The organism is Humibacter ginsenosidimutans (assembly GCF_007859675.1).
GTDB classification, from domain to species: Bacteria; Actinomycetota; Actinomycetes; order Actinomycetales; family Microbacteriaceae; genus Humibacter; species Humibacter ginsenosidimutans.
Window position 1 is genome coordinate 1,657,466 of record NZ_CP042305.1, and the last position, 22,035, is coordinate 1,679,500.

Annotated in this window: 18 protein-coding genes; 7 read left to right on the forward strand and 11 right to left on the reverse strand. The window is 66.7% G+C overall.

Features of this window, described 5'->3' with window-relative positions; genetic code table 11:
- Nucleotides 1–45 precede the first annotated feature (45 nt).
- From brxL to FPZ11_RS07845, 11 genes are all read right to left on the reverse strand, one after another.
- Entirely contained in the window at nucleotides 46–2,103 is a 2,058-nt protein-coding gene (gene brxL, locus FPZ11_RS07795; RefSeq protein ID WP_210415982.1) for a protease Lon-related BREX system protein BrxL, read from the reverse strand.
- The gene (gene pglZ / locus FPZ11_RS07800) at nucleotides 2,100–4,433 is read right to left on the reverse strand and encodes a BREX-1 system phosphatase PglZ type B (RefSeq protein ID WP_146319801.1); all 2,334 of its coding nucleotides are present in this window, start codon (nucleotides 4,431–4,433) and stop codon (nucleotides 2,100–2,102) included. Before pglZ ends, brxL begins: the two co-directional genes overlap by 4 nt.
- Nucleotides 4,430–7,633, reverse strand: a complete 3,204-nt coding sequence (locus FPZ11_RS07805; protein WP_146319803.1) for an Eco57I restriction-modification methylase domain-containing protein — start codon at nucleotides 7,631–7,633, stop codon at nucleotides 4,430–4,432. Before FPZ11_RS07805 ends, pglZ begins: the two co-directional genes overlap by 4 nt.
- A 2-nt stretch (nucleotides 7,634–7,635) precedes the next feature.
- Nucleotides 7,636–11,094, reverse strand: coding sequence for a BREX system P-loop protein BrxC (gene brxC, locus FPZ11_RS07810; protein WP_168203764.1), 3,459 nt, complete (start codon nucleotides 11,092–11,094; stop codon nucleotides 7,636–7,638).
- A complete protein-coding gene (locus FPZ11_RS07815) occupies nucleotides 11,091–11,648 on the reverse strand; it encodes a BREX protein BrxB domain-containing protein (protein WP_129392764.1) in 558 nt (185 codons plus the stop codon). The genes brxC and FPZ11_RS07815 overlap by 4 nt, the downstream gene beginning before the upstream one ends.
- The gene (locus tag FPZ11_RS07820; protein ID WP_146319807.1) at nucleotides 11,645–12,400 is read right to left on the reverse strand and encodes a hypothetical protein; all 756 of its coding nucleotides are present in this window, start codon (nucleotides 12,398–12,400) and stop codon (nucleotides 11,645–11,647) included. Before FPZ11_RS07820 ends, FPZ11_RS07815 begins: the two co-directional genes overlap by 4 nt.
- A 127-nt stretch (nucleotides 12,401–12,527) precedes the next feature.
- A complete protein-coding gene (locus FPZ11_RS07825) occupies nucleotides 12,528–12,716 on the reverse strand; it encodes a helix-turn-helix domain-containing protein (protein ID WP_129392770.1) in 189 nt (62 codons plus the stop codon).
- Between the two features lie 135 nt (nucleotides 12,717–12,851).
- Nucleotides 12,852–13,988 (reverse strand): alpha/beta hydrolase, encoded by a 1,137-nt coding sequence (locus FPZ11_RS07830; protein WP_146319810.1) that lies wholly within the window; start codon nucleotides 13,986–13,988, stop codon nucleotides 12,852–12,854.
- Nucleotides 13,985–14,995 carry an MAB_1171c family putative transporter gene (locus FPZ11_RS07835; protein WP_129392776.1) on the reverse strand — a complete coding sequence of 337 codons (1,011 nt, stop codon included), beginning with the start codon at nucleotides 14,993–14,995 and terminating at the stop codon, nucleotides 13,985–13,987. Before FPZ11_RS07835 ends, FPZ11_RS07830 begins: the two co-directional genes overlap by 4 nt.
- The gene (locus FPZ11_RS07840) at nucleotides 14,992–15,456 is read right to left on the reverse strand and encodes a hypothetical protein (RefSeq protein WP_146319812.1); all 465 of its coding nucleotides are present in this window, start codon (nucleotides 15,454–15,456) and stop codon (nucleotides 14,992–14,994) included. The genes FPZ11_RS07835 and FPZ11_RS07840 overlap by 4 nt, the downstream gene beginning before the upstream one ends.
- A 60-nt stretch (nucleotides 15,457–15,516) precedes the next feature.
- Nucleotides 15,517–15,948 carry a hypothetical protein gene (locus FPZ11_RS07845; protein ID WP_054683018.1) on the reverse strand — a complete coding sequence of 144 codons (432 nt, stop codon included), beginning with the start codon at nucleotides 15,946–15,948 and terminating at the stop codon, nucleotides 15,517–15,519.
- Nucleotides 15,949–16,258: 310 nt separating this feature from the next.
- Here FPZ11_RS07845 and FPZ11_RS07850 point away from each other — a divergent pair, with 310 nt between their 5' ends.
- The 7 genes from FPZ11_RS07850 to FPZ11_RS07880 all read left to right on the forward strand — a co-directional run bounded on the left by FPZ11_RS07850 (nucleotide 16,259) and on the right by FPZ11_RS07880 (nucleotide 22,035).
- Nucleotides 16,259–17,326, forward strand: coding sequence for an ArdC-like ssDNA-binding domain-containing protein (locus FPZ11_RS07850; RefSeq protein WP_146319814.1), 1,068 nt, complete (start codon nucleotides 16,259–16,261; stop codon nucleotides 17,324–17,326).
- Nucleotides 17,326–18,252, forward strand: coding sequence for a bifunctional DNA primase/polymerase (locus FPZ11_RS07855; RefSeq protein WP_146319816.1), 927 nt, complete (start codon nucleotides 17,326–17,328; stop codon nucleotides 18,250–18,252). Before FPZ11_RS07850 ends, FPZ11_RS07855 begins: the two co-directional genes overlap by 1 nt.
- A 32-nt stretch (nucleotides 18,253–18,284) precedes the next feature.
- A complete protein-coding gene (locus tag FPZ11_RS07860; protein WP_146319818.1) occupies nucleotides 18,285–18,926 on the forward strand; it encodes a DUF2637 domain-containing protein in 642 nt (213 codons plus the stop codon).
- Nucleotides 18,923–19,327, forward strand: coding sequence for a hypothetical protein (locus tag FPZ11_RS07865; protein ID WP_146319820.1), 405 nt, complete (start codon nucleotides 18,923–18,925; stop codon nucleotides 19,325–19,327). Before FPZ11_RS07860 ends, FPZ11_RS07865 begins: the two co-directional genes overlap by 4 nt.
- A 93-nt stretch (nucleotides 19,328–19,420) precedes the next feature.
- Entirely contained in the window at nucleotides 19,421–20,308 is an 888-nt protein-coding gene (locus tag FPZ11_RS07870; protein ID WP_034717445.1) for a hypothetical protein, read from the forward strand.
- Nucleotides 20,305–21,306, forward strand: coding sequence for a ParB N-terminal domain-containing protein (locus FPZ11_RS07875; protein WP_146319822.1), 1,002 nt, complete (start codon nucleotides 20,305–20,307; stop codon nucleotides 21,304–21,306). Before FPZ11_RS07870 ends, FPZ11_RS07875 begins: the two co-directional genes overlap by 4 nt.
- 36 nt (nucleotides 21,307–21,342) lie before the next feature.
- Complete coding sequence (locus FPZ11_RS07880) at nucleotides 21,343–22,035, forward strand: hypothetical protein (RefSeq protein WP_146322782.1); 693 nt, start codon at nucleotides 21,343–21,345, stop codon at nucleotides 22,033–22,035.

A 22,035-nucleotide genomic window follows, 5' to 3' on the forward strand; every position in this document is an offset into this window, starting at 1 on the left:
TCACCCGCCCGTCCGGCCGCATGGATACTCCGACTGTCTGCTCGTTCATTCGTCGAGTGCTTTCAGGAGGGCGTCCTGCGCGTCACTGTAGAAAATGAACGAGACTTTCGTAGCGACCTCGTCGCTGACATCGAGGAGTTGGCGGCGGGCAGACACCGGGAGCAAGAGGGCCGTCGCTCCCTTCTCCATCGCGTGCTCGGCGAGTTGCGCCGCGTTGAGTATCGTCTCGACGCCGCCGCCGAGCGACAGATTGCCGACAGCGATTAGGCCACCCCGGATTGACCGCTGGAGCATCGCCGAGGCCAGCGCGAGGAGGATCGGCAGTCCTAGGCCGGCACCGGTCTTGGCAGCGTCGAGCGCCCGTACCTGAGCGGTGAGGTTGTGCTCGCGCGGGTCGCGGTCGCCCACGAGTTGCCTCGCCTGGGCGATGAGGTTCTGCTCTGCGACCTTGAAGCTTTCCCGGAGCGTGGCGGGGGCTGCCTGGTTGAGTAGACCGCGTGCACCAGAGCCGGGCGTGTCCGCCGCCTCGATTCGGTAGAGCCCCGGGCCTACGTCGCCGCCGCCCTCGGAGATCGCCCACACCTGGCCGGGAGGCAGCGGATCAAGGCCGATCGAGTCGGGGCTCGCGAGTTCGGGAGTCGAGACGAACTGCTCGACTCCCTCGCCGAGGCGGTAGCCGAACTGGGTGTTACGGAACTCTGCTGCGCCGATGCGGCGCTGTTGTTCCTTGACGCGACGGCGGCACTCCAGGGCGATGCGCACCGCCCATTCGAGGTCCTCGTCGGAGATCGTGGCTTCGGCGTCGGGATACAAGAGCTTGAGCAAGCCATCAACCGTCTTGTTGACGGCCGACAGGTCTCTGCCCGACAGTGCATCGGAGTAGTTGACCCGCCCCTGGATCGAGGTGAGGCGCGATTGGTCACGAAGGCGCGACCAGCACTCGGAGAGAAAGTCGCTCACGAGCCCGAAGTGTTGGGTGAAGTAGGTCGGGTTGAGCTTTGGAACGTCCCAGCCGGGCAGGTATGCGTGGATGCGGTCCATGAATGCCGTATCGTCGCGCATCTCCGGTGGCAGCGGAGAGAGCAGGTGGCCGATCCGCTGCTGGTGGGCGACATCCACGTCGAAGTTCCCGACCAACATGATCGAACCGTCAGCACGGATGGACTCACGGCCCCGGGAGAACTCACCCGACTCCATGTAGCCCTTCATGATGTTGACGCCGTCCTTTTGGTCGAAGGAGACGCCGGAGACTTCATCGAAGCAGACGACGTCGTACTGCGCGACGAGGCCGCGTTGCCCGGTGGCGTTGTTGACGAACATCCGGGCAACGGTGGCCTTGCCGCCGGAAATCAGGTGCGCGTAGGGCGAGACCTGCTGGAACAGGTGGGACTTGCCGGTGCCACGAGGCCCCAGTTCGACCATGTTGAAGTTCCGCTGTACGAACGGGACCATGCGCAGCAGGAGCACGTCTTGCTCGCGCTCGGTGAGTTGCGCAGGTTCGAAGCCCACTGACCGAAGTAGGAGGTGCTTCCACTGCTCCGTGGTGAACCGTGAGCGGCCTTCGGCCAGACGCGAGAGCGAATCTCGGGTTGAGAGCTGGATGGGGCGAAGCGACCCAATAGCGAAGGGCTTGCCGTTGTTCTCATCAGCGATTGCGGCGTCATAGAACAGATCAACCTCGGCGTAGAAGCCACCGGTCAGCATGCGCTCGTTCTCGCGGACAACCGCATCGTCGATGCGCACGTCTCGGAGTCCGAGGCTCGGCAACTCGGCAACGTAGGCGTTCGACTTCGCATCGAGTCGAGCCTTCACGAGATCGATGAGCTTGACAGTCATGCGCTCACGCGCGCGCGACTTGAAGAGCTCCTCTTCACCAGCCCGCACAGTGCGGTCGGCGAGCAGCCGGCGTACGACCTGGAGCCCCTCCTCGATCTCCTCCGGGTCGGTCGTGGCGCAGTAGCGCCCGATAAGGAACTCTCCCACGTAAGTCGGGACGGGATACGCACCCTTGAATTGCTGAGCCAGATCCTTGCGAACGACGTACCCCTCGAAGGCGGACGCTGCGGTCGTGTCGATCTCGTCGAGCGTGATTGCCTCGGTCATTCGACGCCTCCTACCGTGGTTTGTGCTTGCGCTAGAACTCCACCGCTCAGGTCGAGAAGTACGACCCATGCGTTCGCTCCAGCGGGGGCCTGTTCCTCGTCGACGAGCACCTTGACCTCGCCCGGCTCGGTCGGCGACTTCGGGCCACCGACGGCGCTCGATGCGTCGGCGGGGCGAAGCCGAACCTCGGCAACCACTTCGGCTTCGGCGGGACCGTAGTCGATGCGGCAGCGCTGTCCGGTCCATCGAACAGCCTCAATCTGGGCGGGCCCAGTGGCCGAATCGCCGCGGGTCACGGTGACGACGGGAATCACGCACTCCTGGGGACTCAAACCGCCGTGCTCGTATAGGCGGCCCGACTCGAATGCAGCAGTTCCCGGTGCGCTGACCATGTCAACGGACGAGTCCCAAGTCCAGGGCAGGATCGGGAAGTCCGGGCGCGCCGCGTTAGCCTTCAACCGCGCCACACGCGGCTTGCGGGCAGCATCACCTTCCGTGATCTGTATCGAGAGGCTGACCTTCTGCGCTGCTTTACCGGGCAAGAGGAACCCGTGATCGGTGACCACGACAACCTTCCGCCACCCTGCTTCGATTAGTGCACGAACACGCTCTGCGACGAGGTCGAGGTGGTGGTCGACGAGGTCCGCCATCTGGTGCCCGTGCGAGTGGCCCAGCGAGTCGATCATGTTCGTCTGCGTCCACGCCGTTCCGGCAGGGTCGCCGACCTGAGCGGTGTCCCAGTCGAGGAACTGCACCTCCACCCCAGCGAGGGCCGATCGCAGCACTGCACCCTTCACAGATCGCCCCTGATCGTCGGCCGCGTCGAAGGCCGCGCCGCCAGCCATGCTGATCCTGATCGGCGCCACCGCCGGCTGGCCGGTTGGCGTGACGCTGGGGAAAGCCGCCTGGCGCGGCTCCACAACTACCGCGAGACCCGACAGTCGGCGAGCAACACGGGCGGCCAGGTCGTAGCGCAGTGCATCGACGTAGACCACGCATGTTCCGGCGACTACGTCGAGACCCGTCTGGCCGCTATAGGAGCCAACGGCGGCTTTCTGGAATGCTCGTGCCGACTGATCGGCCCAGGGGTCGTAGATCGCGGCGAGCGCGTGCGCGACAGCGGACCTATCCTGTGCGGTCTTGGCCGTCGCGATCGTCCGCAGTGCGAGGTCGTCGATCACGTGGCCTTCGTCGCTGTACCAGGCAATCTGAGTCTTGAGGTCTGTTGCTGTCGGAGCGGTCGCGACGCGGTCTGCCAGTTCGGCGAGGTGGCCGACGGCCTTCGCAAGAGGTGCCTGGCCGAGAACAGCCCAGACGCTGTCTTCGCGCGACGTGTGCGCGGCAGCGAGTTCCTGAACGCGACCACGCGGGTCGGGATGAGTGCCCAATGCATCAAGCGCGGACCTGATGGCGTCCTCCTCATCGCGGTTCCACGAGGGCCACGAGTCGGGGTGCGGGTCCATGTCTCCAAAGAGCGGCACCACGGAGGGCCGTGCTTGGTCGAGCAAGGCAGGGAGGTTCGGATAACGGCTCGGGTTCTCCGCAAACCGTTGCCATACAGTTCCCCACTCACCCGTTCGGCCGCCGAGCTTGCTGGCTGCAGTGAGAGCGCCGTCCCGGTCGGGGCTGATGCCGTAGACGGACTTGCAGGAGGCGACAAGGGCCTGCCATTGCGCACCTTCGAGCGAGGCCCGCACAGCGTCCGGGTCGTTCATCCAATCAAGGAGCGTGCGCACTGAGTCATCGAGCACGAGGTGGTGCAGGCGAGACGAATCGAGACGCCCCATACGTTTGAGATCGGCGATGTCCTCGAAGAGGAGCTTGTCCAGCACCTGAGCGAGGGCCGCCTTGGTCGCACCGTCGCTCGCGATGTCGAGCCCAGCACCCTGCTTCGCCGCGAGGAACGAGTGCGGCGTCCATGGCGTCTGGCCGTGGGCGGAAGGCCACCAGTTCGAGCGGATCGCAACCTCGGCCAACGGTGCGAGCGAGTCATCGAAAGCCGCTGCCTCAGCCACGGAACCTCGACTGACACCAGGCAGGTAGATCACCCACGGATTGCGCTCGTCTCGTTCGGCAAGATGAGCTGGCAGCTCCGCGGACTCGGGCGAGGCAAGAACGGCTCGAAGCCAAAGCGCTGGACCTCGTGCAGCCGCGGGGTCGTACTCTCCGAGCACCAAGATGGGCACTGCCTCTTGGAGGATGCGAATCACCGGCTCCCAGGTGCGCTCAGGATCGGCCCACAGAACAGCCGCTGGGGCAGAGTTCGCCCCCGCATTGAAGGCAGCAGCGTCACGGAGGGCTTTCGCGACGACGGCACGGACAAGCGTCATTTGGCGTCCCCCGCCTCGCGCCGGGCGGCACGGCGCTCCTCAAGCGTCGGGTGCAGATCGTTGTGCCGTTCCGACCCGTCGGGATTTGTTCCACGGTCCTTTCGCCAGTGGACGTTCACCTTGGACCGGAGCACGTCGGCGGTCACAAACGGTCTGATGTTCAAGCGAACACCGTCATCAACGTCGGGCTCCCACCCGATGGGCTGCCCTGCCATGTCCTTCCATCGGACGTACACGTCGTAGGGCGGCTCGCCTTCGAGAATCAGTTGAAGTCTGCGCTGGAGATCTTCGGCGGCGGCCAGGCGTGCGTCAGCACCTGCTCGTTCCGCACGCACCTCGTGCTTCTGTCGATCGATCCACGCGCCAAGCGTTGTAAAAGTGAGCTTCTCCAGCAGCTGTCGGTCGAGCTTGTGATAATTGACGATCGCGGAAAAGCCGTCTCTCCGACCGTCCCAGATGTGCCACAAGAATGGCCTGTTGTCGAATAGCTTGACGTGTTGTGCAAAGAACGAGTCACGGAGCCAGTCCTCAAGCCTGCCGTTCTTTCCACCAGCCTCGGTCACAAGCTTCCGCTCAAGGGCGCTGGACCAGGAGTTGCCAAGCGAAGCCGCGAGCAACTCACGAAGGCGGGTCACGAGATCCGACTCGCCCGGCAAGGCAACCAGAGCCGCGATGCCGTCAGCGTCGGCGTAGCGGTCGAGATCGTCGTCTGCCTGACTCGGCCATCGATAGCCCAGGATTCTCGCGACCCCGACCTGCAATGGGTGCAGTGCGCCAGACGGTGTGCCCTCAAATAGCCACTGTGTAGGGTCGGGTGATGTCGGAGTCTGTAGAGCGCCGGCCTCATCCGCAACCGACTGCCAGTGTTCGAGGTCGAACGGGACCTTCGCGAGGGTGTTCGCCGTCACACCTAAACTCGAGTCGACCTCACGGACGCTCTTGGCGAAGTCTGGTGAACTGCAGAATGCCCAAACCGCGGGGACGTGTTCCCGGCGCTTCGGAATAATCACCGCACAGACGTTCTCGTATATCTCGCCCGTGTAGAGGGTGCATGGGAGCGCACCCGTCTTGCCGACTGCCACGCCAGGCTGACCCCACGCCAACTGGCCAGCGATAGTCGCACCTTCAGAAATCGCCGCATCGCGCAATGCGCCGCTTCCACCCTCCCAAAGAAGCACTCTCTCGCGACCCGCGTACGGCGCAGTCCCAGCAGGCGGCCCCTGTTGGAGCGCCCAACGATCACCAATCTCCGGGATCTCCCAGAAGTCCCGACGAAATCTGAAGGAGTCCCCGGTGGTAATTCCTCCAAGAGCGGACGCCAACGTCGAAAGAAGCGGAAGCCCCCTGCCTGAACGTAGAACGATTAGAGCATCCTGATGTTCAAGCAGTTCGGCAATGGCGACGCTCTCGAGAGTCCCGCTCTTCAGTGCCCCCGCCTTGTCGGCGGAAGACTCAACCGAATCAACGAAGTTCACCACTGTCGCTGAACCCCTGCCGTGGAGCACCGAAAGCGCGACCTTGACCACCTCGCCGGAAATACCGCTAAAGGCCCCGCCGCCGAGCAATGACACGAGGCTCACGCGTCCGTCGAGAAGGTAGCCTTGTCGCATTTCCCGGTAGCGGCCCAACTGCAACCAGTTCTGCGGGCTTACGACTGCGATCGATCCCCCGCTCGCGGTGAACGAGATCGCGCGATCTATGAACGCTGTAGCCAGGTCCTGCGAAGTTCTCGGGTAAGCAAGATCCAGGAACACCCGGACATCTTCGGTCTGCTTGCTACGGTGAAGAAACGGCGGGTTTGTCGCAATCAGGGTGTACGTCCGCGACAACAGCAGAGATGCGTGAACGACATCTTCGGCGGCGTGCGCCAAGACCGTTTGGTCCTCCTGCTCCCGCTCCAATGCAGCTTGCAGTGCCTTACGGGTTTCTACCCAATCGACGCTGATCGCCATGTCCCGGCCGAACAACGAATCATCCCTGGGAGCGGCCTGCACATCGATGAGTGACCCGAGCGAATCCGCGGTTCTAAACAAGGAATGTAGCCGAGCGAGTGACGATCGAAGCCCATCGTCTGTCCCGGCAAGTGCCTCCCAGTCCTCACGCTTTCCCCGAACCGGGATGCCGGAACAGGCAATCTGCGGAGCAGGGAGGTCGCGGAACCCACCCTGCTTCCACGCTTCGAGCGCGACGTTGAAGGTGGCGATCTGAGTGCAGCGCGGGTCGAGTTCGAGCCCGTGGAGGTTGTCCCGGAGGACGGCATCCTGCGCCTCGGCCGGCGTGAGGCCCTCTTCCTCGGCGCGCATGCGCCAGAGCATCCCGAACATTGCTACGAGAAAGTGACCGGAGCCGCAGCAGGGGTCCATCACCGTCACGTCGGCAGCGCGTTCAGGCCAGTCGCTGAACGAACCGGCGGCAGGAGTGCCGTCCTCATTGCGGCGGAGATACTCCCAGCCTTCAAGGAGCGCGGACTCGGGGTGACGTACCGCCCACCATGCTCCGAGCGAGTTCTCCAGCAGGAACCGCACCATGTAGTTCTCGGTGAACAGCTGTGTGACGGGCGAGAGGTCGGCCCCGCCGATCTTGACGCCTGAGTCGTTGACGCGCTTTTTCTCGGCCGTCTGCCAGAACTGATACACCCAGCCGAGCGCGTCCTCCGTCGTGAACACCTCGGATGGGATGTCGAGCAGGAGGCGCTCTAGCGCGTTGCGGTGTTCGGCTGCGAACCGAACTTGTACGGCGGGGTCGGTGAGGCGGAACACGCCGGGCAGGATCTCCGACGCAAACCGCGCAGCAACGGCCCACGCGTCCGGCTCGCCGAGGTCGGCGGTGAGGTCGCTGCAATCCTCCAGAGATAGCGGGATCTCACGGTATCCCGGATGCCGGAGTAGGCCGTTGACTTCCAGGAATCGGGCGAACAGCAACCGATGCCACTGCTCGTAGGCAACATCGTGTACCAGGTTGGTGAGCGGTGCACCCGCGCGTGCAGTGTCATCTCCGAGCTGCCGTGCCTTGTCGCGGAGCGCGAGCCGGAGTTTGTTCTGGTCTTCACTCAAGTAGCCCGGACGACTCGGCTCGGCGACCGCGAGAGCGCGTAGAGCATCCTCGGCAGCGCGTTGCGCAACCTCGCGAGCGCGCTGCGTCTGAGCGTCGAGAAAGCGCCGTTGGTCGGAGTTGAGGACCTTGGTAATTGCCGTCGTCATGGTTAGCCCTTCACCACGACGGTGTCGTTACCGCTGTTCAGGGCGTCGAGAAGCTGCACCCGCAGGGCCTCGACGTAGCGCTCCACCTCGTCGGCGCTGCCCAGGCTCGCCGCCGAAACCCGCACCGTGGTCATCTTGGCCGCAGGTTTCGTGAGCTTAATAGCGGCTTCCAGCGCCCGCGAGGCCCGCTGCGGGATGGCGTCGAGTTCAGCGGCCCACCCCTGTAGCGGCCGCGCCTGCACCACCATCAGGACGGCAGCCGAATCTGCGAGGTTGGGCTCCGCCTCGGTGTCGAGGTGGTGCTCCGTGAGGAGAGCCTCGCGCTGCGCATCGCCGAGAGCCGTCCATGCTGGCTGCTGTTCGAGGTCTGCTACAGCCGTCGCTCGGGCGTCGCGCAACGCCACTGCTGCTTCGTGGATGGCATCACGGAGCGCCTCGGCAAGTTCCTTCACGATCGGGGCGACTGGATCGGCCTCGGTGAGGAGATCGCGGCTCGCGGCCAATGCGCCGAGCCGCTCACGGGCCGCCGACGCAGGCTCCAGACCCGTGGCCGAGGATGCGAGCGAACGCGCCAGTTCGAGCGAAGGCGTGCGACTCTTGAGCCTGCGTTCCAGGTCTCCGAGTTGGTCGTTGAAGCTCGTGAGGTCACTCTTCGCTGCCAGCAGGGCGTGCACGCGGTCGTTTCCCGACGTGCTCACGATCACCTGGATGCTGCCCGGCACTGTGATGTCCGGGAGCGGAGCGGGCCCGCTCACGCCTTTTGCACGGTCGACGAGCGACTTGACGGCCTGTTCGGCGGCCGAGACGAGTCCGTCATTGTCGGTTGGGAAGCCGAGGTTGCTTAGCACCTGGCGTGCCTGGATCTTCTCGGCGGGCTTGAGCACCGTGATCTCGCGGCGGAGTTGCACGTTGCCAAGGCGGGTCTGCTTGAGTACATCGGCTGTGGTCGCGTCGCTCCCGTTGAGCGTCGCACGGATCACTCCGGTGTCGAGGAGCACGCCGAGGGAGGCCATGAGCGCATCGCGTGGCCAGCCGAGTGGCTTCGAGGTCACGGCCTTCTCGACATCACTAGCGGACGTGCCCGCCGGGCCGACGTGGCTGAGGACCTCCTTGACGACGCTGTGCTGCTCTGGGTCGGCGTCGTGCTGCACGGCCTTGAGTGCGTCGGCCGCCGATCCACTCCGCACGCGCGCGATGACCTGCGGCCACCGGTTGTCGTCGGCTTCGGAGAATCGTGGGAACAGGCGGGTCGCGGCGGACTGCGCGCCTGCCTCGATGCGTTCGCGCAGTGAGATTCCGTTCGGTGCCGTGCCACCCCCGAGGAGTACGTTCGACTTGGAGATCACGTCACGAACATGGGCGTTTACCTGATCCGTCGCCCGGTTGAGGCGGGTTTGCATCGCGCTTCGTGCCTGCTTACCCTCGTCGTCCTGCGGGATTCCGTGCTGGTCGATCACGCGCTGCGCGGCGAGCTTGTTGCGGACTGCCGCGGCGAACGCTGGAGCCTGGAGTCGGGGAAGGTGTACGAGAACGATTGGCGACTCGATGCCGAGGCTGCGCGCGGCCTCGTCGAACTGCTTCGCAGTTATGCCCTCGTCCCACTCCGAGCGGAGCCACACCGGGATCGCATCAGACTCCGGCGGAAGCGAGGCGTCGGTGTGCAGCGCGAGCTTGCGGGATTCCTTGGCACGACCCTGCTGGATCGAAGCGGGTATCGACCGTCCGACCTCAGTGAGCAACAGCGAATCACGATCTGTGCTTACCTCACTGTCCGTGACTTGAGCGTGGTGCCTGCGGAATGCCTCGTCCCACTCGCGGCCCGCCTTAGTTTGAAGGCGGAACTCCTCGCCGTCCTGCTGAATGACGCCCTCTTCGGCGAGCGCTTCGAGCACCGCAGGCACCTGCTGCCGGAGCCGGTCCCCGTCGTGGGCGAGGTCCTCGACGAGGAGGTCGACGAGATGGTCTGCCGTCGCGCGGACGCCGATGTCGCCGTGACCCGACGTAGGGAGCAGACCGATGAGGTGGATGAGGCCGAGGATGCGGCCGCGCAGGGGGTCCTTCTGCCCCTGCTCGTGGATGAGCGTCTGCGTCTCCTTAAGAAGAAGACCCGCGCCGTTAAGGTCTTCGTTCTTCTGCGAGTAGAGGAAATCGGCGCCGACCACGGTGCCCACCGACTGGGGAGCGACCTTGCGGTTCGCCTCATGCACGATGCGGAGCTGGGAGCGCAGCTGACCGGCGCGGCCAGCGTCGGCCTGGCGAAGCACGCTCTCCCAGAAACGACGACGCAACGGGAGCAACGGGTAGTCCTCGGCGAGGTCCTTGTCATCCGCCGCGGTGTGCTGAATCCTGCTGCCGATGAGTTGGCGGGAAATCTGCCCGGAAACCGACGCCAACGTGGCGTCAAGAGCAGGCTTCTTGGCAGGTTCCTTGCTGAGGAGCACACGGCGGACAACGGCGTCGACGTCCTGGTTCTTGAGCACGACCTTGACGGTGAAACGGTCCTGAATCTTCTGAAGCGTCGAATCAGCCGTCAACTCTTGCTGGCCCGTAGCTACAAGCAGCACCCGACCGTTCAGTTCGCGCGACACAGACTCAACAAGGTTCTGCACCTCCATCGCTCGGCCGCCGTCACTGCTGATGTACTGCTGCACCTCGTCGAGGACGATCAGCGACGGCGGGATCTGGCCATCGCCGACGTACTCAAGAATCTTCTTGAGCAGCGCGATCGTCTCATCCGTGGAGAACGAGCGGGTATCCGGCGGGAACTGGCTGCGCAGCGCGGCACGCACGTCCTTGGCCGACGCGGCAAACTGCGGGTCGGCTGCAAGGATCGCGTTCGCGAGCAGCGTGCTGAGGTTGTACTCGCCCAGTTCCTCGACGAGGTCGCCGCCGTTGGTCGCGACGTGATCGCGAACAGCGTCGAGGTGCCCGTTCCCCGCGAGCCACAGCGCAACCTGGGCGGGAGCGACACGCGTCGGCAGTCCTGCCGCGCCGAGGACGATCGAGAGAAACACCGAGTTGAGGGTGTCGCCGCTGCGATCGAGTGCACCTGCTGCCGCCCACGGTGCGGCACCGTCGCGGCGGCCGAGAGCTGTCAGCTCCGTCAACTGGTCGTGGATGCCCTGGGGGATGTTCGTCAGACCGCGCGCGGTCGCACCGTTCGGAAACCTAGTATCGGCCCACAGGTGCTGGAGTACTCGAACGAGGTGGGACTTACCGCTGCCATAGAAGCCCGACACCCACACAGCGGGCTGCGTCGTTCGATTCCGATGTCCGGTGTAGGAATCGAGGATGCGCTGGAGGCCGTGCTCGTACTCGCCCTCGCAGACGAAGCTCTCCAGCTCGTACTTGAGGACGTCCCACTGGTTGGAGTCCTCGGGACGGTCCACATTGGTTACGCCGTCGTTCGGAATCTCGAAGCTGAGTGGAGGCCGGACGAAGAGGTCATTGTTGGTCGTCACGCGATGTCCTTCTGTGGATCGATGACACGGGCGCGGTAGTTGAACCCATCGCGCGCGTCGAGCAAGCGGAATGAATGAGTCTCCGGGTCGTGAAGCCCGGGGAAGAGAACGAGAAGGCGTCCGGTGACCGCGGAGTCAACGGACTTGATTACGCTCGATGCTCGCAGGAACGGGAAGATCGAGCCGATGCCAACGAGTGCCACGACAGCGTTTTCAGGTGCCGTTTCGAGAGCCTGGCGGATGCGCGCGACAAGCGCTGTCTCAAACTGATCCAGGATCGACTGAGTGAGGTCGCTCGGGTCCTCGTAGAACGCTTCCGCATGCCGGTGAGCGGACAGCCAGCGCCCGAAGTCGTCGGTGACGTCGAGTACAGCCCAGACGCGGCCGGCCTGGGTAGTCGCCAACTCGATGCTCGGCAGAGCGTGCCGCATTTGGCGTTCCAGGTCGGGCGGGTAGACGAGCATCCAGACGCGCTCACCGCCCGAGACATTGTCCTTCCACGCCAGCGGCAACTCGGCCTTGTAGGCGTCGACGAGATCGGAGACGCGGCTCATGCGACGCCGCCGAAAGTCGGGAAGGACACATCCACCACGTTGCCCGCAACGAGCAAGTCAAGGAGGCCTTGGGTGTGCGCGTCACGCAGTGCCTCCAACGTGCGGCCAGGGGCCAGCCCCAGAATCTGCGACCAGGGGTTGTCGAGCACGCCGAGGCTACGCCCGCCGGCGAGGTGACCGAGGTAGGCCGCATACGCGATGGCAACCGGGCGGGCCTCCACCTCAGTGCGCACCTTCTTGGCGCGACCGGCGAGATGACCGGTCTGGGTCCAACAGGCCCCGGTATTGCGCCCAGTCTTTCCAAGGGTTGACTCCGACATCTCGTTGCCGAATTGCGCGGCGACCGCGGCGGTGAGGTCTGCCGATGTCACGCCCGATCCCACTGGGAGGTCCGCGACCGCGGCGAACGAGGCGCGGAGCACCTCGTCGCGGGTGAAAGCCAGCAGCCCCGCAAGGAGTGGCTGTGCCGCGGGGTCGATGTCCCAGAGGGACCGCAAGGCCGCGAATTCCACGCGCCCCGGATCAAGGAAGTACAGCTCGCGCAGGTGGCGGAACGAACGCTGCCGCCCGGCCAAAGTTGGCCGTCCGAGGATGTTGTCTTCGACCACTGCTTGGCGGTACTGGTCGGCAGACGCATCGGATGGCACTTCGCGGAGGAGCTCCACCAGGTGGGGAATGCCAATCGTATGGCTGGCGGTCGTCCGCAACGTGGCGAGCGTGAAGTCGCTCCCAGCGACATGTGAACTCGTCATCTCTCGGTCGTCCTCCTTCCGGTCGCGCGCATCGAGTCACGCACCCGGAGCGGGGCGTTGCGAATCTCGCTCACGATGGGCTTCATCGCAGGTTCGATCTCAGCAGAAACCTCTGACATTCGAGCCTTCATGGGGTGTCGTCTCCTGCGGCGCCGCCTCGTCGCACCCAGTCGTCGATCTCGCTGGCTTGGAACTTCCAGAGGCGTCCGACCTTGTGGGCGGGCATGGCCTTCTCGGCGATCCAGGTGTAGACGGTGTCTTTGGTGACCCCGAGGTGGGCGGCGATGTCGTCTGCGGACAGCCACGGCTCAGCCACGTTGGTCCTCCCTCGCTCCATGGCCTAGGCAGGCCAACACTCACGATGATACCGGCGGAGGTACGGCTTGAGTTGGGTTTCTCCGGGCGTGGCCGAACGAGATGGGTGCCGAGGGTGGTCGCTCCGTTCTGCCGATCAGCGTGGGACACGCGCGTTTAGCCAGGTAGTCACCGTTTCGTGCCACCGGTCGGGGTCGGTGTTCCAGCAGAGGGTGTGGCCGGCGTCGAAGGTCTCCAGCTCGACGAGGTCCGGGCGGGCGTCTCGGAGTCCTTGTGAGAGCCGGATCGGTGCGGAATCGTCTCGGGTGCCGTGGAGGATCAGGGTCGGCGTGGCGAGGTCTGCGGCTCGGGATGTCCAGTCGAAGGAGCGAAGTGGGATGCTGCCCGGCAACCCGACTGCACGCGCCAGCGGGGTGACGGTGAGCCACGGGATCGCGAGGTGTCCGGCTGCTGCGGGCAGTCCGCTGCGAACACAGTTGGACTTGATGACCTCGCGCCAGTTCAGGACTGGTGAGTCGAGCACAAGCGCGGCGATCAACCCCTCGTGTCGCGGCCGGTCGGCGAGCTGGAGGGCAATCGCGGCACCCATCGACCAGCCGAAGAGCACGATTCGTTGGGCTCCGCGTCGGACGGCGCATCCGATGGCTTCGTCAACGTCTCTCATCTCGGTGCGGCCGAGGGTCACTCGGCCGGTGCCAACGTGTGGCCCTTCTGCTGTGTTGCGGTAGCTGACGACCAGTGAGGTGTACCCGAGCTCGGTCGCGACGCGGACGCCTCGAAGCGTGCCGGCACGGGAGCTGCCGAGGCCGTGGATGTGGATCGCCCAGGTCGAAGGGTCGCCGTCGATGCGCCAGGCCGGGCACGATCCTGCGGGAGCGGCGATGGCGATTTCGCGGGCATGAAGTCCGGCCTCGGCTGGGGTGGCGTAGTAGATGCCGCTCCACGAGGCGCGGTCGCCGACCTTCGGAGTGAAGCCCGATGTGGTGCCCGTGATCCTGCGGGCGACGCGAGTAGGTCCGCGATCGGTGATCTCTGCGGAGAGCTGTGCCCAGCGGTCGTGCTCGAACCAGAGGTTGTAGATGCCGTGCGCGGTGGTCTGGTCGGTGCGGTCGAGCACGATCAGGTCACCGTCGTCGTCGTGCTCGACTCCTCGGACGGGGAGGTCAAACGTGCGCGGGCCGACGGGTGCGGTGAGCCGCCTTGCGATTGCCCACCCGAGCCCGCCGACTGCTGCTGCCGCGATCCCACCACCGAGAGCGATGCGCCCGATCACGCTCCACGCTCCTCGACGTTTGGAACGGGCAGCGTCGTTGCGACGGTGGTGTCGTTTCCGACGAGGTGGCTCTCGGCGCGTTCGAGCAGGTCACGGTCATCGGCCTCGATGTCGAAGGTGATGCGGGGGTCGATCATCGCGTCGCGGATTTCCACGATCACTCGGTGCAGGTGTCCCTCCGGGTCGTCGCTGTTGGCGGCAAGGGGGTCGGCCTGGCTCAGCCCAGGCCGTGCGTGAGTCGCACGACGCCAGAGTGGTTCCAACTCCGCCGTGAACGAGATCGTGTGCCGACGCCGGGCGCGGTGCTGCGCCCGGCGGACGGCGGGCTGGACCGCGAACCCGGCGCAGAGGAACACGAAGGTGAGGACGGAGAGCGGATCGTAGGCGGGCTGGATGGCGTGCATGAGGTCGAGTTGACCGGCTGCATGGGCGATGTCCATGACGATCACGGCGAGGCAGAGGGCGACGCCGAAGGTTGATCCGAGGCTGAGCAGCGCGGCGGGGAGGCGCTGGATGCCTGTGCTGTGTCGATACTGCCGTGCGGCGAGGACGAGCATCGTTGCGATGACGAGTGCTCCGTAGCTGAAGTTGATGATCGAGTAGACCGCTGTTGCTGGCTGTGCGCCGAGGTCGCTCATGAATCGTGTCGTGGTGGTGCCGCGGTCGATGAACAGGAACGATGCGGTGATTGCGAGCAGCGCGATGAGCAGGACGGGTGCGCTCACGGCGGCACGGACAAGCCGGGGCCGGTACTCGCCGGACTTCATGACACCGCGCCCGAGGAAGAACAGCCCGGTCATCAGCAGGGCGTCCGCGATCAGCGTCGCGATATTCGTGCCGCCGAGGCGCGGATCGACGACCGCGTAGATGCCATCGACGTTCAACGTCATCGCAATGGCAATGGTGATCGCGGCGTAGGTGATGCTTCTGTCGGTGCGCTTCCGGCGGAAAATGAGCAGGCTCGCCACGAGCGCCCACATGAGCGTCGCGACGAGCGTCTGGATCATCCGAAGACCTCCGAGTAGGCCGATTCGGCGAACACCGCCCCTCGGATGCCGGCGGCGAGCCGGTCCGCGAGGGACTCGGCGGCGATCTCGGTTTCGCTGTCGAGGTCTTGCCGACTGAGCAGGCGCGCGCGGGTGTAGGGCGGGATGTTGGGCAGTAGTGCCTCGTCGACGGTGCAGTCGTCGCCGTCGCAGTGCCCGAGGATCATGTGGGCAAGCTCGTGGAGCACGAACTGCTGACGGTGCAGCGCGGAGTCGCTGCGGGCATGGAGCACGAAGTCTTCGGCGTCGGTGGAGATCAAGGCCGCGCAAAGGCCGTCGTGGGCGTCGAGGTCTGCGAGTTCGACGACGCGGAGCCGGCGGCGCCGGCGGTCTTGGACGGTGTCGCGGAGGTCGTCGAAGGTGAAGGTGTTGCCGAGCTGAAGGCCCGCGACGGCCGCCGATACGGTCTGTTCGATATTCACGGTTCGCCCCTTGTCTGTGGGGAGCAGGACCGGTGGCGGCTCCGTGTCGCGCGGTACCGGTCAGTGCTCGGGCATGTGTGTCATTTCCTCATCCAGGAACTTGGTGATGGCATGAAGTGCTTTCGGCGAGATGTCGCCGAGGGTGCGGGCAGCATAGGACTTCACCTTCGCCGCGCGCATGGACCGAACCAGATCGAGCTGCGCCGAGACCTTCTCGGGAGTGGCCGCACCGTCCTCGCCGAGCAGGAACGCGGCATCCACGTCGAAGAACTCCGCGAGCCCCTCGAACACGGCGGGGTCCTGGACGTAGCGGTGGCCGTTGACCATGTACGTCCAGCGCGACCGCGACAGGTTCGTGCCTCGTTCGCGGAGGTAGTCGGCGATCTGCGAGTAGGTCGGCTCAGTGCCGGACTCGGCAACAGCGACATCCATCAGGAGCCGCAGACGCTTGGCGAGGTCTTCGGCCGCAGCCTGGCTCTCGTCTTCGGTCATGACGGTGACCCCCTTCCCTTCGCGACGGGCAAGGCATCGATGTAGTCCACCCGGAGGATGGTTGTGCATGCTCAACCGTACTCGTTGAGCATGCACAAATCAAGGCTTGCGCATGCTCAACGGTCGGTGTTAGAACAGGACTCCGGGACATTTTGAGCATGCTCAATGTCGCGTCCCGGTCTCGGCTCGGGCTGCCTCAAGGAGGTGAACGATGTCCAGCTCACGGTCCGGGCGCGGGTGTTCGCGCTTACCTGCCAGGTGTACCGCCGCGCGCAACCTTGGCGCGGCCCGCCGAAGAGGAGGCCGGAGCATGGCATCGAACGAGGACGCCCGCGCGGCGCGAGAGGCGAAACTCGACGAGCTGCACGAGAAACTGACCGGCGCGGTCGAGTCGCTGGTCTCGGGTGACGACTGGCGGCAGGCGCTCGCCTTCGCCGCACGGTTCAGGTCGCGGTCATTCAACAACACGATGCTGATCTGGGTGCAGCACGAGGCCGCGTTCGAGGCGGGCCGCGTGCCCGAGCCCTTCCCCACTTTGGTTGCCGGGTACCGGCAGTGGCAGGGGCTCGGGCGGCAGGTGATGAAAGGGCAGACCGGGTACATGATCTTCGCGCCGGTGACGGGCCGGTTCGCGACCGCGACCCCTGCCGATGCGGGATCGTGGCGGAGGCTCGGGCCGCGGGAGAAGCCGAAGGCCGGCGAGGTCGTGCGCTCGCGGATGGTCGGCGCACGGCCGGCGTACGTGTGGGATGCCTCGCAGACCGACGGCGAACCGCTGCCGGTGCCGCCCGCACCGACGCTGCTGGAAGGCGAAGCACCTTCGGGGCTGTGGGAGGGGCTGGCCGGGCAGATTCGCGTCGCGGGGTTCGAGGTGCTGCGGGTGCCGCACGAGGGGATGATCTCCGGCGCGAACGGCATGACCGACTACGAGGCGCGCACGGTCGCGGTGCGGGAGAACATGGACCCTGCCGCGCAGGTCAAGACCCTCGCGCACGAGCTGGCGCACGTGGTGATGCACAATCCCGACGACGAGGAGGCGCGGCAGCATCGCGGCATCCGCGAGGTCGAAGCCGAGTCCGTCGCGCTGATGATCGGTGCCGCGCACGGCATGGACGCCGCCGGGTACACGATCCCGTACGTCTCGACCTGGGCCGCCCGCGTGGACGGCCAAGAACCGGTCCAGGTGGTGCAGGCCACCGGCGAGCGAGTGCGGAAGACCGCGCTGGCGATCCTCGACCGGCTCGACACGCTCCAGGTCGGCGACGGCACCCCGCCCGGTCTCGAACGCGACACCCCCACTCCGCGCACCTCCCGCACGCCTGCGGCGGAGGCGGATCGACCGCGTGCTGTGCCGGTTATGACAGGGCGGGGGCTGTGATGCCCGAACCGTTCGATGTCCTTGCGGCGCTCATCCGCGTGGATCGCTCGCCCAGCCTGGCGTTCGCTGCGCGGAGCCTCGCGGCGGCTGGCGTGCCCGTGTTCCCGTGCCTCGTCGAGGGGAAGCGTCCGCTGACTCGCCGTGGGTTCCTCGACGCGAGCAGCGACCCGGAACAGGTTGCCGCGTGGTGGTCGCGCACACCGGACGCGAACATCGGCATCCCGACGGGGGCCGCATCGGGCGTTGTCGTCGTCGATGTCGATGTCCACAGCCCCCACAATGGCCGCGCGGCGTACCAGCGCGCCACCGAAGCGGGGCTCGTCGATGGAGCGGGTCTGCTGGTGCGCACACCCACCGGTGGCGCGCACGTGTACTTCCCGGCGACGCCGGGCAGCGAGCAGCGGTCGTGGCAGGCAGCCACCGCGGGTGTCGATTTCCGGGGCGACGGTGGGTACATCATCGCTCCGCCTTCCCGGCGAATCGTCGACGGGAACATGCGGCGCTACGAAGTCGCCGACATCGCCGCACACTCGGTCGGTCATGTGGACGCGGCCCGCCTGCGGGATTTCCTCGACCCGCGTCCCGTCGCCCCACCACGCACCGAGAGCACCTCGATGGTCGTGGATGGGAAGCGGCTGGCGGCGTGGGTCGCCGGCCGGGGTGAGGGCGAGCGGAACCGTGGCCTGTTCTGGGCCGCCTGCCGCCTCGCCGAGAACGGCGTCTCGGCCGCCGATGCGCTCGATGCGCTGGGTGCTGCGGCACAGTCGGCGGGTCTGGGCGATCGCGAGATCGCCACGACCGTGCGCTCCGCCTACCGAGCCACCCAGCCCGCACCCGAGCCAGCCGGCCGGACTCAAAACGTGGGTCGCTGGTTCGGACGCTCGGCGAGCCCACCGTCCGCAGCCTTCGGGAGGGCCGGGCTGTGAGGCGTGAATCGGACGGGCGGCGGTGGGCCGCGATGACGGCGGTCGCGGGGACGGTGTTCATCGCTGCCGGGGCGTTCTGGCTGTCGTTCACGTCGCTGGCCGATCTGGCCGCTCGCTCCGGGATCGGGGCGGGGCAGGCGTGGGCGTGGCCGCTGATCGTGGACGGCATCATCGTCGTCGCCACGGTCGCCGTCGTCGCGCTCGCCGGGCAACGCTCGGCCTGGTACCCGTGGGCGCTGCTGGTCGGCGGCGCGCTTGTCTCGGTTACAGCGAACGCCATTCACGCAGTCGTCGCCGCAGACGCCGACGTGCCAAAGATGCTCGCAGCCTCGGTCGCCGCGGTGCCACCCGTCGTTCTGCTCGCCATCACGCACCTGACCGTGATCCTCACCCGCACCACCGACCCCAACAAGGAACCGGCCGCCGCGTTCTCTACGGTCGCCGTCGAGCCCATGCCAGAGCTGCCCTCTGGCGGGCCGGAACCGACCCGTCGAAGCGACGGTGTGGCGGATCGGCGGGCGCTGGGGTGGGAGCTGCGCGAGGCGGGCTGGTCGAACAAGCGGATCGCCCGCGAACTCGGGGTGCATCCCTCGACCGTGGGCAGATGGTTCGCCGTCGCGCACCTCACTGACACCACCGACACCGCAGACGAGCGGGAGGAGACAACCTCATGAACACCACCGACAACCCGCAGCACCCCGACCCGTCCAGGCCCGATCCCGCACGGCTGGTGCCCGAGGAGACGCGGGAACGCCCCCAGCCCGTCGAGGTGACGAGCACGCCGGAAGCAGTGCGGGCCGCGCAGGTCGCCCGCGACGACAAGCAGCACGCGCTCGTTCGCGGGCGCGGCGTGGAGTGGGTGCGCCCCACCGACCTGATCGCCCGGCACTCCGCGCACGCCGCCGGTCGTGGCCTCGACTTCCAGGCCGAGCTGGCACGCCGCACCCGCACCCCGCTCGGCGCTGGTGTTCGTCGTCTTGGGGACCGTGCCCGGCGGTTGCCGCCGATCTCGGCGTTCGGGCGCAGAACAGCACCGGCGTCGCAGGTGTCCCGCTCCGGGGTCTCGATGAGTTGACGGTGGTGAGAGGTCATGGCTGCGACGGCATCGGCATGCAGGACGCGCTCGTGGGAGCGAGTGCGCACCTGCCTGCCAGGAGGTGCCGACACCATGACCACACCAACCCGCACCAGCACCGAGCAGACGGCCTTCGGGGCTGAGGACTTCACCACCGGCGAGGGCCTGCGCGCCCTGCTCAATCGTCTCGCCGCGGGCGGCGAGGATGCCTGGGTTCACGACCCGGTGGCTCGCGATCTGATGGAGTTCGCCGCCGACAAGTACCGCGCTCTCGCGAGGAAGCACAAGCTCGACACCTGGGAAGCGGTGACGGCGGCGTTCGACGCGATGCAGTACCGCTCGACCCGCGAGGCCAACGATCCGTGGGCGATCATCACCCACGCCGTGCGGATCACCTGCGTCTACGAGGAACGCGCCCAAGGGCTGCTCTGCTCGGTGCACCAGGCTCGTCGCGCGCACGTTTCGGCGTTCCACGATCCCGAGCGGTTCTCCGAACGCGACACCGCGCTGGCCGACTATCATCCCGCGTTCCACACCACCGACCTGCGTCCCAGCGACCTCGAACCTGAGCCGCGCGACAGTCTCGGGTCTGCGCAGGCGTGCATGTCCGCTGGATCGGCGGCCGAGGACGCCATCGCGATGCTGTGCCTGCTCGACTGGCCAACCGACACCGCACGGGCCGCCGTCGAGCACGTCTGCGGAGCGTTGATGAAGGCCGGCACCCGCCAGTCCGCCTACGAGACGCTGCGCCGCGATCGGCACGCGCGGGCACTGCTCGACCTGCCGCGCCGCTCCTGGGCCGCGCTGCTGAAGGCGCTGCTCGGGAACCCGCACCCGGCCTACGTGGCCACCAGCAGTGGCCGCGGCGTCCTGCTCCGGCTGCTGTTGGGCGAGACGCTCGACCTGCTGCTCCGCGACGACGATCTGATCCTCGCGCTCGCTCTGGCCGCTCCGAACGGTGGAGGCGGTGAGTCGTCGTGACCGAGCCGCTGATCGGCAGCATCCAGCTCGACCGCACCGTCGATTCAATCCTCGTCGGCGCCCGGCACCGCGCCGACCTCGGCGACATCGACGCCCTCGCGGCATCCATCGACCGCGACGGCCTGCTGCAACCGCTCACGATCACAATCGACGGCGTGCTCGTGTGCGGAGCACGACGCCTTGCCGCGATCAAGAAGCTGGGCTGGCGCACCGTCAACGTGTGGGTTCGCAGTGGCCTGTCCGACCGGCTCGGGCAGCTCCTTGCCGAGCAGGACGACAACATGCTCCACAAGCCCTACACCCAGCTCGAAGCCGCCGGCCTCTACCGAGAACTCAAGCAGGTCATGGCCGAAGATGCCGCCCGCCGCAAGAGCGCGACCCAGTTCAGCAGCGAGAATCAGCCCGGAAGTGACGGTGGTGCAAACTTTGCACCACCGTCGAACGGGCCGCTCGGGAAGGCCCGGGAGCAGGCGGCGGCGATGATTCCCGGCGGCGCGTCGCACACGACACTGGAGAAGATCGGCTACCTCGAAGACGTCGCCAACAACCCCACCCAGCCCGAGACGTTGCGCGCCGAGGCCGCCGCCGGGCTGGAGCGGATCGAGGCCGGGGACTCGGTGCATCCGATCTATCAAGCGATCCGCGACGCCGACACCACCGAGCGGGAGCGGCGCGAGGCAGAGCTGCACGCCCGCGCCGAAGCAGCCGTGGCCCGCGCGAAGTCGATCAAGAAGGGCAGGCGCACCCCACCGCGTCCGTTGCCCCTGGCCACCGAAGACGGGCAACCCGTCCGTTACCCACTGCGCGCGTTCATCCAGACCTGGGGCGAACTGACGAACTGGTGGACCCACTACGACGCCGACACTCTCGCCGGTGAACTGACCGACGAGCAGTTCGAGAACTTCCTCGCCACCGCCGACGGCACCGTCCGGTTCGCCGACGCACTCCGAGCCGCCCGCGGCGGCGCGGCGGAGCGGCCACGACTCCGCGCACTGTGACAACGGGCAGAGGTGCCGGGTGCGCACCTGCTCGGCATGAGCCCTGCACCTACTGATCCTTGGAACCGCCGCCGACTCGTCGCCCTCATCACCGCCGGCATCGCCCTGCTGCTCCTGGCCGGCGTCGGCGTGTACGGACTCCTCACCGGGCCCCGAAGCAGCACCAGCACCGATCCCGACCCGGAGCCCGGCCCGGCCACGACGGCACCGCCGACCGTGGCACCGAGCACGCCCCAGCCACCACGGGTTCCAGCGGTTCCGCGTTCGGCCAATCCCGAGACCTTCGCTCAGGGCGTCGCGTCCACGCTGTTCGCGTGGGACACGGCCTCGGGGCTGTGGCCGCTGGACTACACCTCAGCGATCCTCGCGGTCGGTGACCCCAGCGGAGACGAGCAAGCCGGGCTCGCCTCCGACGTGGCCGCGTACCTGCCGACCCGCGACGCCTGGATCGAGCTGCGCCAGTACGCCACCCGCCAGCACCTCACCATCGACACCGCCTACATCCCCGACGCCTGGGCCGACGCCGTCGCGCAGGCCCAGCCAGAGCAGCTCGCGGCCGGAACTACAGCCGTCACGATCGAGGGCACCCGCCACCGCGCCGGGGAATGGAACGGCCAACCGGTCACCAGCGAGCATCCGGTCGCGTTCACCGTGTTCGTCGTCTGCGCCCCGACGTATCCGACGTGTCATCTGCTGCGGCTCTCGCAGCTCGACAACCCGCTGCGCTGA

Bases quoted from the DNA above. Each gene is read 5' to 3' on its own strand.
- FPZ11_RS07880 (WP_146322782.1), top strand. From the start codon at position 21,343: ATGAGCCCTGCACCTACTGATCCTTGGAACCGCCGCCGACTCGTCGCC.
- FPZ11_RS07815 (WP_129392764.1), bottom strand. From the start codon at position 11,648: ATGAGCCGCGTCTCCGATCTCGTCGACGCCTACAAGGCCGAGTTGCCG.
- FPZ11_RS07820 (WP_146319807.1), bottom strand. From the start codon at position 12,400: ATGACGAGTTCACATGTCGCTGGGAGCGACTTCACGCTCGCCACGTTG.
- FPZ11_RS07850 (WP_146319814.1), top strand. From the start codon at position 16,259: ATGGCATCGAACGAGGACGCCCGCGCGGCGCGAGAGGCGAAACTCGAC.
- FPZ11_RS07865 (WP_146319820.1), top strand. From the start codon at position 18,923: ATGAACACCACCGACAACCCGCAGCACCCCGACCCGTCCAGGCCCGAT.
- FPZ11_RS07835 (WP_129392776.1), bottom strand. From the start codon at position 14,995: ATGATCCAGACGCTCGTCGCGACGCTCATGTGGGCGCTCGTGGCGAGC.
- pglZ (WP_146319801.1), bottom strand. From the start codon at position 4,433: ATGACGCTTGTCCGTGCCGTCGTCGCGAAAGCCCTCCGTGACGCTGCT.
- FPZ11_RS07845 (WP_054683018.1), bottom strand. From the start codon at position 15,948: ATGACCGAAGACGAGAGCCAGGCTGCGGCCGAAGACCTCGCCAAGCGT.
- brxL (WP_210415982.1), bottom strand. From the start codon at position 2,103: ATGACCGAGGCAATCACGCTCGACGAGATCGACACGACCGCAGCGTCC.
- FPZ11_RS07860 (WP_146319818.1), top strand. From the start codon at position 18,285: ATGACGGCGGTCGCGGGGACGGTGTTCATCGCTGCCGGGGCGTTCTGG.
- FPZ11_RS07805 (WP_146319803.1), bottom strand. From the start codon at position 7,633: ATGACGACGGCAATTACCAAGGTCCTCAACTCCGACCAACGGCGCTTT.
- FPZ11_RS07855 (WP_146319816.1), top strand. From the start codon at position 17,326: ATGCCCGAACCGTTCGATGTCCTTGCGGCGCTCATCCGCGTGGATCGC.
- FPZ11_RS07870 (WP_034717445.1), top strand. From the start codon at position 19,421: ATGACCACACCAACCCGCACCAGCACCGAGCAGACGGCCTTCGGGGCT.